Raw genomic sequence first — 16,828 nt, 5'->3', positions numbered from 1 at the left:
ACGGTCGCGTCGGCCGTCGCCGGCCCGGCCGCGGCGCCGGTGGCACCAGCGGCTCCGGAACCGGTCGTGGCGCCGGCCCCCGACGACGATCCGGCCGCCCTCACACCGCCGGAGGCCTCCGTAGCACCGGAAGCACCAGAAGCCCCGTTGGGCCGCGTGCCCGGCGACGCTCCGACCGTCCCGCCGTTCCCCGCGGGCCTGCTCGTCCCGGGAGCCCCGAGGCCCCCACCCGACCGCGCGGCCGGTGTGGAGCCACCCGTCCCCGACGTCCCGGAGGACCCCGTCCCGCCGTCCCCGCTCGGCAGGTGCACCGTGTTCACGCGGCGGCCGTCCAGCAGGGCGACGGTGCGGTCCGCGAGGGTGGCCACCTCGGGGTCGTGGGTGGCGAGGACGACCGTGATGCCGTGGGAGCGTGCCGCCGTCGTCAGGGTGCGCAGGACGTGGGCGCGGTCGGCGCGGTGCAGGGGAGCGGTCGGCTCGTCCGCGAAGAGCACGTGCGGCGTGGTGACCAGGGCGCGGGCGATGGCGACGCGCTGGCGCTCGGCCTGGAGCAGGGCGTGCGGACGCTTGCGGGCGCAGTCGCCGATGTCGAGCCGGTCGAGCCACTCCTGGGCGGCCGGCTTGGACACGCGGTGCGAGGCGCCGCGCAGCATCAGCGGCAGCGCGACGTTCTCCCACGCGGTGAGCTCGGGGACGAGATGCGGCTCGGGGTCGATCCAGCCGAACCGGTCGCGGCGCAGCCGCTCGCGCACGAGGGGGCCCATCGTGTGGACGGGCGTGCTGTTGAACCACACCTCGCCCTGCTGGGGCAGCAGTTGGCCCGACAGGCACTGAAGGAGCGTCGTCTTGCCGCTGCCGCGCGGGCCGTTGACGGCGAGGATCTCGCCCTCGCGGACACCGAGCGAGACGCCGGTGAGGGCGGGGGAGCCGTTGTGCTTGACGTGCAGAGCGCGTGCCCACAGCACGTCGTTGTCCGGCGGGGCCACCATGGCGTACACCTCGGTTCAGATCAGTTTGCCTCCCCCGTACGGGGGAACGAAGGCGGGGCCGATCGGTCACTGGGCACGCTAGGGATTCGGGTGGACCAGCCAGGAAAGGACGCGGCCCGGGTCACTCGTTCTCACTCGAACGGGTGCCCCGGGCCGCTGTCGGCTCAGTCCTGGCCGCGGACGGTCAGAGCTTCGTCCAGGCCTCCGTGAGGACCTGCCGCAGGATGCCCTCGATCTCGTCGAAGGTCTCCTGGGTGGAGATCAGCGGCGGGGCCAGCTGGACGACCGGGTCGCCGCGGTCGTCGGCACGGCAGTACAGGCCGTTGTCGTACAGCGCCTTGGAGAGGAAGCCGTACAGGACGCGCTCGGTCTCCTCGTCGTTGAACGTCTCCTTGGTGGCCTTGTCCTTCACCAGCTCGATGCCGTAGAAGAAGCCGTTGCCGCGGACGTCGCCGACGATCGGCAGGTCGAGCAGCTTGCGGAGGGTCTGGTAGAACGCGTCCTCGTTGTCCAGGACGTGCTGGTTCAGGCCCTCCTTCTCGAAGATGTCGAGGTTGGCGAGGCCGACCGCGGCGGAGACGGGGTGGCCGCCGAAGGTGTAGCCGTGCAGGAAGGTGTTGTCGCCCTTGTAGAACGGCTCGGCGACGCGGTCCGAGACGATGCACGCGCCGATCGGGGAGTAGCCCGAGGTCATGCCCTTGGCGCAGGTGATCATGTCCGGGACGTAGCCGAACTTGTCGCAGGCGAACATCGTGCCGAGGCGGCCGAACGCGCAGATGACCTCGTCCGAGACGAGCAGCACGTCGTACTGGTCGCAGATCTCGCGCACGCGCTGGAAGTAGCCGGGCGGGGGCGGGAAGCAGCCGCCCGCGTTCTGTACCGGCTCCAGGAAGACGGCCGCGACCGTCTCCGGGCCCTCGAAGAGGATCTCCTGCTCGATCTGGTCGGCGGCCCAGCGGCCGAAGGCCTCGGGGTCGTCGCCGTGGATCGGCGCGCGATAGATGTTGGTGTTGGGGACCTTGTGCGCGCCCGGGACGAGCGGCTCGAAGGGGGCCTTGAGGGCCGGCAGACCGGTGATGGACAGGGCGCCCTGCGGGGTGCCGTGGTAGGCGACCGCGCGCGAGATGACCTTGTACTTCGTGTGGTTGCCGTTGAGCTTGTGGTACTGCTTCGCCAGCTTCCACGCGGTCTCGACGGCCTCGCCGCCGCCGGTGGTGAAGAAGACCTTGTTGAGGTCGCCCGGCGCGTAGTGGGCCAGACGCTCCGCCAGCTCGACGGCCTTGGGGTGGGCGTAGCTCCACACCGGGAAGAAGGCCAGTTCCTGGGCCTGCTTGTAGGCGGTCTCGGCGAGCTCGTGACGGCCGTGGCCGGCGTTGACGACGAACAGGCCGGAGAGGCCGTCCAGGTACTTCTTGCCCTGGTCGTCGTAGATGTAGGTGCCCTCGCCACGCACGATGGTGGGAACGGGCGCGTTCTCGTACGACGACATGCGGGTGAAGTGCATCCACAGGTGGTCGTAGGCGGTTTGGCTGAGGTCCTTGCTCACGGCTATCGGGTTCCCCACATATAGGTCTGCTTCTTGAGCTTGAGGTAGACGAAGCTCTCGGTGGAGCGCACGCCGGGGAGGGCGCGGATGCGCTTGTTGATGACTTCGAGCAGGTGGTCGTCGTCCTCGCAGACGATCTCCACGAGGAGGTCGTGCGAGCCCGCGGTCATCACCACGTACTCGGCCTCCGGCATGGCGGCCACGGCGTCCGCGACCGGGTCCACGTCGCCCTCGACGTCGATCCCGACCATCGCCTGCCTGCGGAATCCCACGGTGAGCGGGTCCGTGACGGCGACGATCTGCATGACGCCCTGGTCGAGCAGCTTCTGGACCCGCTGGCGCACGGCCGCCTCGGACAGGCCCACGGCCTTGCCGATGGCGGCGTACGGACGGCGTCCGTCCTCCTGGAGCTGCTCGATGATCGCCAGGGAGACGGCGTCCACGGGCGGGGTGCCGCTCCCGCCGCCGTTCCCGGTGCGGGAGCTGCGGGGGCTACTGGGGTCTGCGCTGCGACTGGCCACGACCTCACTGTGCACGACGTCTCGTCACTTCCGCAAGGCCAGATCGATGAAATTCGTTGTCTGGGACTTCGATCCTCACGAATTCCGCAGTTCTGGGCTGCCGGGTATGTTGAAAGCGTCGGTGCAGCGATTAGGGTGGGTGTCTCATCCACTGGACATCGGGACCCCGGCAAGCGCCCGGGGGACCGGGAATCTGACAGGAGGGCCGGCAGTGACCACCGAGCTGCGCCGTCTGCGCAACTACATCAACGGAGAATTCCGGGACGCGGCCGACGGACGGACCACCGAGGTGATCAATCCGGCGACGGGCGAGGCGTACGCCACCGCGCCGCTGTCGGGTCAGGCCGACGTCGACGCCGCCATGAAGGCCGCGGCCGACGCGTTCCCCGCCTGGCGCGACCTGACGCCCGCCGAGCGGCAGAAGGCCCTGCTCAAGATCGCCGACGCGTTCGAGGAGCGCGCCGAGGAGCTCATCGCCGCCGAGGTCGAGAACACGGGCAAGCCGATCGGGCTCACGCGGTCCGAGGAGATCCCGCCCATGGTCGACCAGATCCGCTTCTTCGCGGGCGCGGCCCGGATGCTGGAGGGGCGCGCCGCGGGCGAGTACATGGAGGGCCTGACCTCCATCATCCGCCGCGAGCCGATCGGCGTCTGCGCGCAGGTCGCGCCGTGGAACTACCCCATGATGATGGGCGTGTGGAAGTTCGCCCCGGCGCTCGCCGCGGGCAACACGGTCGTCCTCAAGCCGTCCGACACCACCCCCGCGTCGACGGTCCTGATGGCCGAGATCATCGGCTCCATCGTGCCGCCCGGTGTCTTCAACGTCGTCACCGGCGACCGCGACACCGGCCGTGCCATGGTCGAGCACAAGACCCCCGCGATGGCCTCCATCACCGGCTCCGTGCGCGCCGGCATGCAGGTCGCCGAGTCCGCCTCCAAGGACCTCAAGCGGGTCCACCTGGAGCTCGGTGGCAAGGCCCCCGTCGTCGTCTTCGAGGACACCGACATCGCCGGTGCCGTCGCGGGCATCTCCGAGGCGGGCTTCTTCAACGCGGGCCAGGACTGTACGGCCGCCACGCGCGTGCTCGTCCACGAGTCCATCCACGACGAGTTCGTGACGGCGCTCGCCAAGGCCGCCGCCGACACGAAGACCGGCCAGCCGGACGACGAGGACGTGCTCTACGGCCCGCTCAACAACGCCAACCAGCTCAAGCAGGTCTCCGGCTTCATCGACCGGCTGCCCGCGCACGCCAAGGTCGAGGCGGGCGGCCACCAGGTCGGCGAGAAGGGCTACTTCTACGCGCCGACCGTGGTGTCGGGGCTGAAGCAGGACGACGAGATCATCCAGAACGAGGTCTTCGGTCCGGTCATCACCGTCCAGTCCTTCACGGACGAGGCGCAGGCCGTCGAGTACGCGAACGGCGTCGAGTACGCCCTCGCCTCCTCGGTCTGGACGAAGGACCACGCGCGCGCGATGCGCATGTCCAAGGTCCTCGACTTCGGCTGCGTGTGGATCAACACGCACATCCCGCTGGTCGCCGAGATGCCGCACGGCGGCTTCAAGAAGTCCGGCTACGGCAAGGACCTGTCGGCGTACGGCTTCGACGACTACACGCGCATCAAGCACGTGATGACGTCGATCGAGGGCTGAGCCCGCCCCGCGCCCTGCCGGTACCCAATTGAGGTGCCCGGCCCCGCCGCCCCCACGTACCGTTGCGTACGCGGGGGTGGCTCCGTGGTGTGCTTCCTTCTTTTCTTCTCTGCAAAAGATCCGTAGCGCACCCACTCCCCGCCCCCGCCTTTCCGTACGACGGGGGCACGACCTGATGACGACGACCGACGACCTCGCCGCGCTCCTGCTGCGGCGCCGGCAGCGTGTGCACGTTCCCGGGGGCGCCGGACGGACCGCCGTCACGGACGCCGCCGTGGTGGTCCTGGAGGCCGAACTCGCCGACCGCGGGCATCTGCTGACCGCCCCGCTGCGCCGCGCGCTGACCGCGCTGTCCGTCGACGACCTCGCCGCGACCGGGCGCAGGCTGCTCGCCGACGTCGACGCGCTGCTCGGCTCCGACCGTCACCACGAGCCCCTCTTCCACCGGTTCCCGGACGAGACCCCCTACCGGCACGCGCACGAGCGCTTCCTGTCCGTCGTCGCCCAGCGCCTGGCCGCCCAGCCCCACCAGCCCTGCATGAACTGCGCGAGCACCAAGGCCCCGGTGCGCGCTCTCATGCCCTGCGCGCACCTCGTGTGCGGCGACTGCCACGGCAAGCACCAGGACTGGGGCTGCTGCGAGGACTGCTGCGTCTGGTACGCCTGCCCGATCTGCGAGAACCGCTACGAGACCGACGGGCCCACCGACCCCTGGCTCGACACCGGGGCGGGCCTCGGCGGCGACGGCGGCGAGATCCTCCGCGCCCTGACCCTCGGGGCGCCGGACGACGTCGCGGCGGAACTCGCCACGCTGCTCGCCCGTCGTACGCCGCTGAACCCGCGGGACCACGACGACCTGGTGCTGCTCCTGGGCGCGGCCGACCCGGCGGACGCCGTCCGCTGGCTGCCGGACGGGATCCCGCTGCGCGAGAGCAAGGCGCTCGCCCTCGCGCCGCTCCTCGACCTGCCCGCGACGCGCCCGCTCGTCGCGCGGTACGCGGACACCGCCACGGACGTGCTGCGGATCCTCGTCGTGCGCTCCGGCGGCGACCCCGATCTGCTCGAACTCCCGCGCCTGCGCGGCCTGTCACGGCCCGTGCGGCGCACGCTGCTCGCCCTGCTCGACGGCCTCGACCTGCTCCGGCTCGCCGAGGACATGGCCCGCCACCCGCGCGCGTGGAAGCGGGCCGGCGAGATCCTGCACCCCTTCGAGCGCGCCCACCGGCACCCGCGTGCGGCGCTCGCCTTCGCCGTGCTGCGCGAGACGCGCCTCGGCGAGGACGCGCTCAGCGAGGTGCTGCTCGCCGAGGCCGCCCGGCACGACGGCGTACGCCTGGCCGGTGACCGGCTGCGCGTCGTCACCTGGCAGGCGCGCGTCGAGGAGGCGCTGGGCCGCTGGGACACCGACGGCGCGACGCGTCTGCTGGCCGAGCGCCCCGGTGAACTCCTGCGCCGCCTCGACCCGCTGCTCGCCCGCTCCGGCTCGGTGACCCTGCCGGAGGCGGTGGGCGAGGCGCTCGCCGGTGCCCTGCCGCGCACCGCCCCCGGGCCGCTGCTCGGCGCGTACGGCCGGATGAAGGTCCGTGCCGTCCCGGGCCACCGCCGGGTCTTCTTCCCGCGCGGGCGCGTCACCAAGGCGTACGCGGTCGAGGACGGGCGCCCGCCGCTGCCCGCCCGGGTCGCGGGGCGCGCCGGCGAGCTGATCGAGGCGGAGGCCGTGCGGCGGCTGGCCGCGCGCGAGGGGGAGCGGTACGACGTGGCCGTCCTGGACGCCTCGCTCGCCGACCTGCCCGTGCCGTTCGCCGAGCGCGCCTCGGCCGCCTCGCTGGTCGCCGTGCCGCGCGGCAGCTCGCTGCCGATGCCCGCGGACAGCGAGACCGTGCGGCTCTTCCTGCACTGGACGCAGCCCAAGGGCCTGCGCGTCGACCTCGACCTGTCCGTCGCTCTCTACGACGGCCAGTGGCGCTTCATCGGCCTGTGCGACTACACCCAGCTGGAGTACGCGGGCGGGGCGGCGGTGCACAGCGGCGACCTGACCTCGGCGCCCGCCCCGCACGGCGCCACCGAGTACCTGGACCTGGACCTGCCGCGCCTCGCGCACACGGGCGTGCGGTTCGTGGTGCCCACCGTCCTCTCGTACAACGACGTGGCGTTCGACGAACTCCCCGACGCCTTCGCGGGGTTCATGGCCGTCGAGGGCAAGGCGCGCGCCGTCTACGACCCGCGCACGGTCCGTCAGCGCTTCGACCTCGCGGGCGACGCGACGGTGCGTGTGCCGATGATCGTCGACCTGCGGACGCGGCGCGCGTGGTGGGCCGACGTCACCCTGTCCACGAGCGGCGGCAACCACGACGTGTGGCGCTACCGCAGGCAGCTCGCCCACCTCGGCAGCGACCTGCTCGACACCTTCACGCCGGGCGGCCGGGCCACGCTGTGGGACCTGGCCTGCTGGACCGCGGCGGCCCGCACCGACGGCGACGTGTACGTGCGCGGGCGCGGCCACGTCCTGTGGGGCTACCGCCGCGCGCGGGACGAGCCGCGCGCCGACTTCGCGCTGCGCATCCGGGACGGCTGGGAGCCGGACGCCCTGTGCGCCGAGCCGGAGTTCGCCGGCCGCCGTGCTCTGCTGGCGCTGCTGCACGGGGAGTTGGCGGGCGCCGAGGGCGCCGCGTCCGGCACCGCGTACCGGCTCTACCCGGGGCCGGTCGACGCCGCCCCGCTGCGGCGGATCACGGCGGGGGACCTGGCGGGGTGGCTGGAGCCGGACTGACGGACGGCGGCGGACCCGTCGCGGGCGCGCCGTGATCGACAGGGTGTCGGGTCCACGCGACGCGGCTCGACGCTGCGTCCATTGCCGCGCCGCCGCGCGACGGCGCATGCTGCCGGGGTGCGAGCGAACCCCAGAGCCACCTCCGTGTCCCGCCGTTCCCTGCTGCGCGCCCTCGGTGGCGGCGCGGCCGTCAGTGTGCTCGCGGGCTGCGGTGTGCCCGCCGCGTACATCGGCCCCGGCGAGCGCGGGGCCGAGGACCGCTCCCGGCGGGACAGGAGTCTGGCCTTCGCCAACTGGCCGCTGTACATCGACACCGACGACAAGGACAAGACGAAGCGCCCCTCGCTGGACGCCTTCGAGAAGCGGACCGGGATCGACGTCCGCTACACGGAGGAGATCAACGACAACGACGAGTTCTTCGGCAAGATCAGCCCGTCCCTGATGAACCACCAGGAGACCGGCCGCGACCTCATCGTCATGAGCGACTGGATGTGCGCCCGCTTCGTACGGCTCGGCTGGGTGCAGGAGATGGACCGCGCCAAGCAGCCCAACGTCACCAAGTACCTGGACCCGCAGCTGCGGTCGCCGCACTTCGACCCGGGCCGCACGTTCACCGTGCCCTGGCAGTCGGGCATCACCGGCATCGCGTACAACAAGCGCAGGATCGGCCGCGAGATCAGGCACGTCTCCGACCTGTGGGCCGACGACCTCAAGGGCCGCGTCACGCTGCTCTCCGGGCTCGACGAGGCCTTCGCGCTGCTGCTCCAGGGCGACGGCGTCGACATCAGGAAGTGGACGGCCGACGACTTCCACCGCATGTGCGACAAGGTCGAGAAGATGGTGGACAGCCATCACATCCGCCGCTTCACCGGCAACGACTACATCAAGGACCTCTCCAGCGGAGACGTCCTGGCCTGTCAGGCCTACAGCGGCGACGTGATCCAGCTCCAGGCGGACGACCCGGACATCGAGTTCGTGGTCCCCGAGGAGGGCGCCGAACTCTGGGCCGAGTCCCTGATGATCCCCAACCTGGCCCGCCACAAGCAGAACGCCGAGCGGCTCGTCGACCACTACTACGAGCCCGAGGTCGCCGCCGAACTCGCGGCCTGGGTCAACTACGTCTGCCCGGTCCCGGCCGCCCGCGACGTCCTCGCCTCCTCCAAGGACAAGGACCTCGCGGCCCTCGCCGAGGACCCGTTGATCTTCCCCGACGACGCCATGCGCAAGCGGCTCGTCATCGCCCGGGACATCACGTCGAAGGAGCGGACGGAGTTCGCCAAGCGGTGGAACGCGTTGGCGGGGTTGTAGCGCTCGTCCGGACACCTGCCGTGGGGCCCGCCGTCATCGGCGGGCCTCTTTCGTTATTGACATGTACCGTCAAAATGAGCCACCGGGGTGCGTCCGGGGGTGCTCCGCCTCCCCGCGCCGCGCTGTCGACACACAGTGATCCCCGCTGCGTACCGCGCCTTTTCCGTCCGCCGCGCGCCGGAGGGCCGGGGATTGGTTTCAGTCATTGGTTCTATCTTCACTTGCCCAGTTATGGCTGCACAGACCTAAGGTAGCGACGGCATCTTGAGTGCCAGTTCTTGCAACAGACCGTAGGCCGGAAAGTGCTGTCGTGGGAGCGAGGGGGAACGTGCGCCGCACATTGATCGATCGGCTTTCACGCGCTCCGGCATGCCCCTGTGGCGACCGCGCCCCGACGAGCCCCGAATCCGCTCCCATGTGATGTTCACATGGCCGGGCGTCCGGTAATCCTCGATCTGCTTTTCCTTCCTCTTCCCTGCCGTTTTCGTGCGCGCCCAAGGTGATGGCCGAGAAATCCCCGACGGTCCCCGCCTGCTGTCCCGTGGCGCCACAAAAGGGCGATTTCCTTCGATGACCCCCTGCTAGTCGAAAGAAGTCCTCGGTTGACTGACACAACATGGCTTGGCGCGGCAGGTGCGACCGATCTGCGTGAGGCGTTCTCCTCGGTCGTCGCCAGGTATCCCGATCGTGTCGCCGTCCGCTGTGACGGCGTCGCGGTCTCCTACGCGGAACTGGACGCCCTCTCGACGGCCCTGGCCGGCCGCGTCCTCGGGCGGCGGACGGAGGCGGAGCGTCCCGTGGCCGTGCTGCTCGAACGCTCCGTCGACATGGTGGTCGCGGCACTCGCCGCCATCAAGGCGGGCCGCCCGTACGTGCCGCTCGACCCGGGAGCTCCCCGGGCCCGCGTCCGGACGATCCTCGACGACGCCCGGCCGGGCGTCGTCATCACCTCGACCGGCCTGCGCGACGACGTTCCGGACGGAATCCCCGTGCTGTGCGCCGACGATTCCCGGGACGGCGCGGACGATGCACTCCCCGTTTCCCCCGCGCCGGCGGATTCCTCGGAATGCGCGTACGTCATCTTCACCTCCGGCACCACCGGACGCCCCAAGGGCGTGGCGGTCTCGCACGACAACGTCCTGCGTCTGTTCACCGCCACCGAACCGCTCCTCGGATTCGGCTGCGACGACGTATGGAGCATGTTCCACTCCTTCGCCTTCGACTTCTCCGTGTGGGAGATGTGGGGCGCGCTCCTGACCGGCGGATCCGTCGTGGTCGTCCCCTCGAAGATCGCGAAGGATCCCGCGGCATTCCGGCAGCTGCTGAGCGACGAACGCGTCACCGTACTGAGCCAGACGCCCACCGCGTTCCGGCAACTCGTCGCCGAGGACGTGCGCTACGAAGAGAAACTTCCGGTGAAAAGCGTCGTCTTCGGAGGAGAGGCGCTGAATTTCGGGGATCTCGGACCATGGGTGGCCAAATACGGTGACGGTTCACCGCGGCTGATCAACATGTACGGCATCACCGAGATCACGGTCCACGCCACGTACCGCCGGGTCACGAGCGCCGACCTGGGCGAGGAGCGCAGCCTGATCGGCAGGCCCCTGCCCGATCTGGACCTCCTGCTCGTCGACGAGGATCTGGCGCCCGTCCCCGCGGGCGAGCAGGGCGAGATCGTCGTGACGGGACCCGGGGTGGCGCTCGGCTACCTCGGGCGGCCGGAGCTGACCGCCGAGCGCTTCGTCGAACTCCCCGGCCCCGACGGGCGGATGATGCGCGGGTACCGCTCCGGCGACCTCGCGCGGCGGCGCGCCGACGGCGACCTGGAGTACCTGGGCCGCTCGGACGACCAGGTCAAGATCCGCGGCTTCCGCATCGAACTCGGCGAGATCGAGGCCGCGTTGGGCGCCCACCCCGCCGTGCGGCACGCGGTAGCGGCCGTCCACGCCGACCCGAAGGGCGAGCCCCTGCTCGTCGGTTACGTGGTCCCCGCCGACGGCGCCGGTCCGGGCGAGCGGGAACTGCGCGAGCACACGGCCCGGCTCCTGCCCGACTACATGGTGCCGTCCGCGTTCCTGACCGTGGACGGGATACCGATGACCGCGAACGGGAAGCTGGACCGTGCCGCGCTGCACGCCCCCGAGCCGGCCGCGGCGCCGGACGGGTCCGGCCGCGGTCCCCGGTCGCTGCGCGAGGAACTGCTCTGCGGCCTCTTCGCCGAGGTACTCGGCCGCACCTCGGTGGGCATCGACGACGACTTCTTCCGCCTCGGCGGCCATTCGCTGATGGCGATCCGGCTGGTGAACCGCATCCGCGCGGTGGTCGGCATCGACGTCAAGATCACGGACCTCTTCGAGGCCAGGACCGTCGCCGCGCTCGCGGAGCGCGGGCCGGTCCGCCGGCGGCTGCCCCTGACGCCCCGCGACCGGGGGACCGAGACACCGCTGTCCTTCGCCCAGCAGCGGCTGTGGCTGCTGCGGCAGGTGCACGGCACGAACCCCGCGTACCACATCCCGTACGCCCTGCACCTGACGGGACGGGTCGACGCCGAGGCCCTGCAACGCGCCCTGTGCGACGTGACGGAACGGCACGAGGTGCTGCGCACGCTCTACCCCGACCGCGAGGGCACCCCGTACCAGCGCGTTCTCGCGCCCGACGAGCGGCCGCCGCGACTGGAGGTGGCGCGGCCGCGCCCGGAGGAGCTCGACGAGCACATCCGGCGGGTCGCCCGCGCGCCGTTCGACCTGGCGGAGGACCTCCCGCTGCGCGCCGCGCTCCTCGTGCGGGACGAGGAACACAGCGTCCTCGTCCTGGTGCTGCACCACATCGCCGGCGACGGCTGGTCCCTCGAACCGCTGATGCGCGACCTGGGGGAGGCCTACGCGGCACGCCTCGAAGGGCACCCGCCCGCCTTCGAGCCGCTGCCCGTGCAGTACGCCGACTTCGCCCTGTGGCAGCGCGAACTGCTCGGCGAGAGCGACGACCCGGACAGCCTCGCCCGGCGACAGCTCGACTTCTGGACCGACTTCCTGCGCGACGCGCCCCTCGAACTGGACCTGCCGGGCGACCGTCCGCGCCCCGCCGCGGCGACCTTCCGCGGCGGCATGGTCCCCGTCGACCTCGACGTGGACCTGCACGCCCGGCTCGCCGACCTCGCCCGGGAGTCCGGCGCCACCCTCAACATGGTGCTCCAGGCCGCCGTGGCGGGGCTGCTCACCCGGCTCGGCGCCGGGACGGACATCCCCATCGGCAACGCCATCGCGGGCCGCACCGACGACGCCGTGCACCCCCTCGTCGGGTTCTTCGTGAACACCCTGGTCACCCGCACCGACACCGCGGGCGACCCGACCTTCGCCGAACTGCTGCGCCGGGTGCGGACCGGGAACCTCGCCGCGTACGACCACGAGGACCTGCCGTTCGAGCGCCTGGTCGAGATCCTCAACCCGGTGCGCTCCGCGGCGCGCCACCCGCTGTTCCAGGTCATGCTCGCCTCCCAGAGCAGCATCCCCGCGGGCGCCACGCTCGGCCCGCTCGCCGTGGACGCGCGCCCCGTCGACAACGGCACCGCCAAGTTCGACCTGTCGTTCAAGTTCGACGAGCGCAGGACGGCCGAGGGCGCCCCCGCGGGCGTCGTGGGCGTGGTGGAGTTCAACGGCGACCTCTTCGAGCGCGCCACCGCCGAACGCGTCGGGGCCCGCCTGATCCGACTGCTCCGTGCCGTCGCCGACCGCCCCGACCTGCCGCTGAGCGGCGTCGACATCCTCGACGGGGCCGAGCGCGCCCAGCTGCTCACCGGCTGGAACGACACCGACGCACAGCTGCCCGAGGCCCCCACGGTCAGCGCGCTCGTGGAGGCGCAGGCGGACCGCACGCCGGACGCCGTGGCGCTCGTGCAGGGCACGACCCGGTGGACGTACCGCCGGCTCGACGAACGGGCCGACCAGTACGCCGGGCTGCTGCGCGGCCTGGGCGCGGGCCCCGAGCACCGGATCGGCCTGTGCCTGCGGCGCGGGCCCGAACTGGTCGCGGCCGTCCTCGGCGTATGGAAGGCGGGCGCCGCGTACGTGCCGCTGGACCCGGACTACCCCGCCGAGCGGCTGTCGTACATGTTCGGCGACAGCGGCGCGTCCGTCCTGCTCACCGAGAGCGACCTGACCGACGGCCTGACCCTCCCGGACGCGGCGCGGGTCGTGCGCGTCGACGAGGACCCCCGCCTGGCGGACGCCGCGACGCGCCCGCCCCGCACGGCTCGGGCGCACAACCTCGCGTACGTCATCTACACCTCCGGTTCCACGGGCCGCCCCAAGAGCGTGATGATCGAGCACGGCGGTGTGGTCAACCGCCTCCGGGACGTCGTCGACCGCTTCGGGCTCACCCCCGGGGACGTCAGCCTGCAGATCACGTCCATCGGGTTCGAACCGCCGGTGCGGGAGATCTTCGGCCCGCTGTCCACGGGCGCCTCCGTCGCGCTGCTGCCGCCGGAGGGCGCCCGCGACCCGGAGGTGGTGGTCCGCACCATCCGCGAGAGCCGGCCCACCGTCGTCCTGTGCGTGGTGCCCTCGCTCCTCGAATCGCTCATCGTCTACGGCGGCGCGGACCCCGCCGACTTCGCCTCGCTGCGGCTCGTCGCCACCGGCGGCGAAGCGCTGCGTCCCGCGGAGGCGCGGGAGTTGCGGGACACGTGGGGCTGCGAGGTCGTCAACCAGTACGGCCCGACCGAGACCACGATGATGGCCTGCATCCACCCGGTGGCCGACGAGGACCTGTCCGGACGGATCCCGGTGGGCCGCCCGCTGGCCAACACCCGCGTGTATGTCCTGGACGCGGCGCTGCGGCCCGCCCCGGTCGGCGTGCCGGGCGAGGTCTACCTCGCGGGCATCGGCACCGGGCGCGGCTACCACGGGCAGCCCGGCCTGACCGCGGCGCGCTTCGTCGCGAACCCCTTCGGCGCCCCGGGCGAGCGGATGTACCGCAGCGGCGACGTGGCGCGGTGGCGGGCCGACGGCCGCCTGGACTTCGTCGGGCGGGCCGACGACCAGGTCAAGGTCCGGGGCTTCCGGATCGAGCTCGGCGAGATCGAGACCGTGCTCTCCGCCCATCCGCGGGTGGCGCGCGCGGCCGTGATCGTCCGGGAGGACCGGCCCGGCGACAAGCGGCTCGCGGCGTACCTCGTGCCGGCCGATCCCGCGGACCCCGCCGATCCCGCCCTTTCCGTGGAGCCCGCCGACGCCGCGGACCTGCCCGAACCGGCCGAGCTGCGCGACCACTTGGCAGGGCAGCTGCCCGACCACATGGTCCCGGCCGCGTTCGTCTGGCTGGACGCACTGCCGCTGCGCGGCAACGGCAAGCTCAACCGGGACCTGCTGCCCGCGCCGGACATCACCCCGCAGGGCGGGTTCCGGGCGCCGCGCTCCCCGCGCGAGGAGATCCTCTGCGGGCTGTTCGCCGAGGTGCTCGGCGTCTCGCCGGTCGGCATCGACGACGACTTCTTCGCACTCGGCGGCCACTCGCTGCTCGCGGCCCGGCTGATCAGCAAGGTACGCGCCGTCCTCGGCCTCGAACTGGCCATGCGCAGCATCTTCGAGGCGCCCACCGTCGCGGGTCTCGTCCAGCGGCTCGGCACCGACAGCGCCGCCGACGCGCTGCGCCTGATGCTTCCGCTGCGCGCGCAGGGCGACGGGCCCCCGCTGTTCTGCGTCCACCCCGGCGGGGGACTCAGCTGGAGCTACGCCGGGTTCCTCAAGCACATCCGGCCCGACGTCCCGGTCTACGGGATCCAGGCCAGGGGGCTGCTGACCCCCGACGACATGCCGGACAGCGTCGAGGAGATGGCGGCCCACTACGTCGAGGAGATCCGGGCCGTGCAGCCCGAGGGGCCCTATCGCCTGCTCGGCTGGTCGTTCGGCGGCATCGTCGCCTTCGAGATGGCCGTGCAGCTCCAGCGGCAGGGCTTGGAGGTCGGCCTGCTCACGATGCTCGACTGCTATCCCGGGGTGCCGAACCACTACCGCATCGACGACCGCAGCATGATCGTCTCCCTGCTCGACCCGTCCCGGCCGCAGGTGGTGCCGCAGGAGGGCTCCCCGGAGATCGCCAAGGCCGTGGAGATCCTCAAGCAGGACACCGGTGCCCTGGCCAGCCTCGACGAGTCCCAGCTGGTGGCGCTCCTGACGGTCATGGCGCACAACCGGCACATCGTCGCGGCGCACGAGCCCGGCACGTTCGACGGCGACGTCCTGTTCTTCCTCGCCACCCAAGGACGTACGGAAGGCGCGCCGACGGACGAGATCTGGCACAAGCACGTGCGCGGCACCGTCGTCTGCCATCCCGTCGAGTCCACCCACACCACCATGAACCGGCCCGAGCCCCTGGCGGTGATCGGCGGGTTCCTCGCCGAAGCCCTGGACCGCGCCGCCGACAGCACCCGCCCGAAGGGGACCGCACAGTGACGAATCCGTTCGAAGACGCCGACGGCCGATTCCAGGTCCTGCGCAACGCCGAGGGCCAGTACTCGCTCTGGCCGGCCTTCGCCGAGGTGCCGGCCGGCTGGACCGTGGCGCACCCGGAGGACACCCGGCAGGCGTGCCTCGACCACATCGAGGCCCACTGGACCGACATGCGGCCCCAGAGCCTGATCGAGGCGAGCGGCGAGGCCGGGGCGGCTCGCGAGGCCGACGTGGCCCTCGGAACCGGGGCAGCCCTCGAAGCCGACGTGACCCTCGAAGCCGGGGCAGCCCTCGAAGCCGAGGCGGCCCGCTCATGAAGGACTTCGCCATCCTCAAGGACCGTGCCGTCTGCGCCCTGTTCCTGGCGCGGCTCGTGTCCCTGCTCGGCAACGCCATCGCGCCCGTCGCCATCGCCTTCGCGGTCCTGGACACGCCGGGCGCCTCCGCCTCGTCCCTGGGGCTCGTCCTCACCGGCAGGCTCCTGGCCCAGGTCACGTTCGTCCTCCTCGGCGGGCTCATCGCCGACCGGCTGCCGAAGCAGCGCGTCATGGTCGGCGCGGACCTGGCGGCCGCCGCCGTGCAGGGCGTCGTCGCCGCCCTGGTGATCACGTCGAACGCCTCCGCGCTCGGTCTCGCCGGACTCGCCGCCCTCAGCGGCGCCGCGGCCGCGCTCTTCGAGCCCGCGTCGCGGTCCCTGATGCCGCAGCTCGTCTCCGGCGACGCCCTCCAGTCCGCCAACGCCCTGCTCAAGCTGTCGATGCGCGGCGGCAGCATCATCGGCGCCGCCCTCGCGGGCGTCCTCGTGGCGCTCATCGGCGTGGGCCCGACCATCGCCGTGGACGCCGCCACCTTCCTGGTCTCCGCGCTGCTCCTGATGGCCATCCGGGTCCGTCTGCCCGCACCGCCCGCGGCCGGACCGAGCCTCCTGGTCCAGATCAAGGAGGGCTGGCGGGAGTTCACCGCACGCCAGTGGGTCTGGGTGATCGTCGCCCAGCTCGCGTTCGTGAACGTCCTGCTGGCCGGCGCCTTCTACGTCCTGGGCCCCGTCGTGGCGAAGGCCCACCTCGGCGGCGCGACGGCGTGGAGCGCGGTCCTCACCGCCCAGGCCGTCGGCTTCGTCCTCGGGACGGTCGCGGCCATGAAGGTGCGGCCCCGCAACCCGATACGGACCGCCGCCCTGCTCACCGTCGGTTTCCCGCTGCCGCTGTTCCTGCTGGCGGGCCACGCCCCCGTCTACACGATCGCCGTGGCCGCCTTCCTGGCCGCCATCTGCATCGACATCTACGAGGTCACCATCGACACCGCCCTGCAAAAGCACGTGCCGCCCGAGGCGCTGGCGCGGGTGATGTCGTACGAGTCCCTCGGCTCCTTCGCCTTCGTCCCGCTCGGCCTCGCGGTCGCCGGGCCGGTCGCGGACGCCGTGGGCACGGGCCCCGCCCTGACCGGCGCCGGACTGCTGATCATGCTCGCCGGGCCGATCGTCGTGCTGCTCCCCTCCATCCGCGCCGTCCCCGCGCTCGACCCGCAGGCGGACGAGGCGAAACAGGACGTGGCCAGTGCCTGAGCCCCGCGACCCCGCCACGCCGCGCCCTCGCCC

General features: G+C 72.1%; 7 protein-coding genes and 2 pseudogenes. 6 read left to right on the top strand and 3 right to left on the bottom strand.

All coding sequences use genetic code 11. From position 1 onward, the window contains the following. Window positions 1-230: 230 nt before the first annotated feature. From AOK22_RS14120 to AOK22_RS14110, 3 genes and pseudogenes are all read right to left on the bottom strand, one after another. Window positions 231-989 (bottom strand): annotated as a pseudogene (locus AOK22_RS14120) (ABC transporter ATP-binding protein); the annotation flags it as partial. Between the two features lie 184 nt (window positions 990-1,173). Next, window positions 1,174-2,553, bottom strand: a complete 1,380-nt coding sequence (locus tag AOK22_RS14115; protein WP_079036555.1) for an aspartate aminotransferase family protein — start codon at window positions 2,551-2,553, stop codon at window positions 1,174-1,176. Then, window positions 2,538-3,071, bottom strand: coding sequence for an Lrp/AsnC family transcriptional regulator (locus AOK22_RS14110; protein ID WP_079036554.1), 534 nt, complete (start codon window positions 3,069-3,071; stop codon window positions 2,538-2,540). Before AOK22_RS14110 ends, AOK22_RS14115 begins: the two co-directional genes overlap by 16 nt. 196 nt (window positions 3,072-3,267) lie before the next feature. Here AOK22_RS14110 and AOK22_RS14105 point away from each other — a divergent pair, with 196 nt between their 5' ends. The 6 genes and pseudogenes from AOK22_RS14105 (at window position 3,268) to AOK22_RS14080 (ending at window position 16,795) form a co-directional block, all read left to right on the top strand. Continuing rightward, the gene (locus tag AOK22_RS14105; RefSeq protein ID WP_055698977.1) at window positions 3,268-4,707 is read left to right on the top strand and encodes a gamma-aminobutyraldehyde dehydrogenase; all 1,440 of its coding nucleotides are present in this window, start codon (window positions 3,268-3,270) and stop codon (window positions 4,705-4,707) included. Between the two features lie 175 nt (window positions 4,708-4,882). Then, window positions 4,883-7,477: an MXAN_6230/SCO0854 family RING domain-containing protein gene (locus AOK22_RS14100; protein WP_055698976.1), complete on the top strand. Its 2,595-nt coding sequence runs from the start codon at window positions 4,883-4,885 to the stop codon at window positions 7,475-7,477. A gap of 144 nt (window positions 7,478-7,621) precedes the next feature. Beyond that, window positions 7,622-8,785, top strand: coding sequence for an ABC transporter substrate-binding protein (locus AOK22_RS14095; protein ID WP_055698975.1), 1,164 nt, complete (start codon window positions 7,622-7,624; stop codon window positions 8,783-8,785). Window positions 8,786-9,387: 602 nt separating this feature from the next. After that, the gene (locus AOK22_RS14090) at window positions 9,388-15,234 is read left to right on the top strand and encodes an amino acid adenylation domain-containing protein (RefSeq protein ID WP_055698974.1); all 5,847 of its coding nucleotides are present in this window, start codon (window positions 9,388-9,390) and stop codon (window positions 15,232-15,234) included. After that, window positions 15,231-15,428, top strand: a pseudogene (locus tag AOK22_RS42700) (MbtH family protein); the annotation flags it as partial. The gene AOK22_RS14090 and the pseudogene AOK22_RS42700, both read left to right, overlap by 4 nt. A gap of 116 nt (window positions 15,429-15,544) precedes the next feature. Further along, window positions 15,545-16,795, top strand: coding sequence for an MFS transporter (locus AOK22_RS14080; RefSeq protein ID WP_055698973.1), 1,251 nt, complete (start codon window positions 15,545-15,547; stop codon window positions 16,793-16,795). Window positions 16,796-16,828 lie beyond the last annotated feature (33 nt).

This window comes from Streptomyces silaceus, assembly GCF_001419745.1.
GTDB lineage: Bacteria > Actinomycetota > Actinomycetes > Streptomycetales > Streptomycetaceae > Streptomyces > Streptomyces silaceus.
This window is presented reverse-complemented; position numbering and strand designations above follow the sequence as displayed.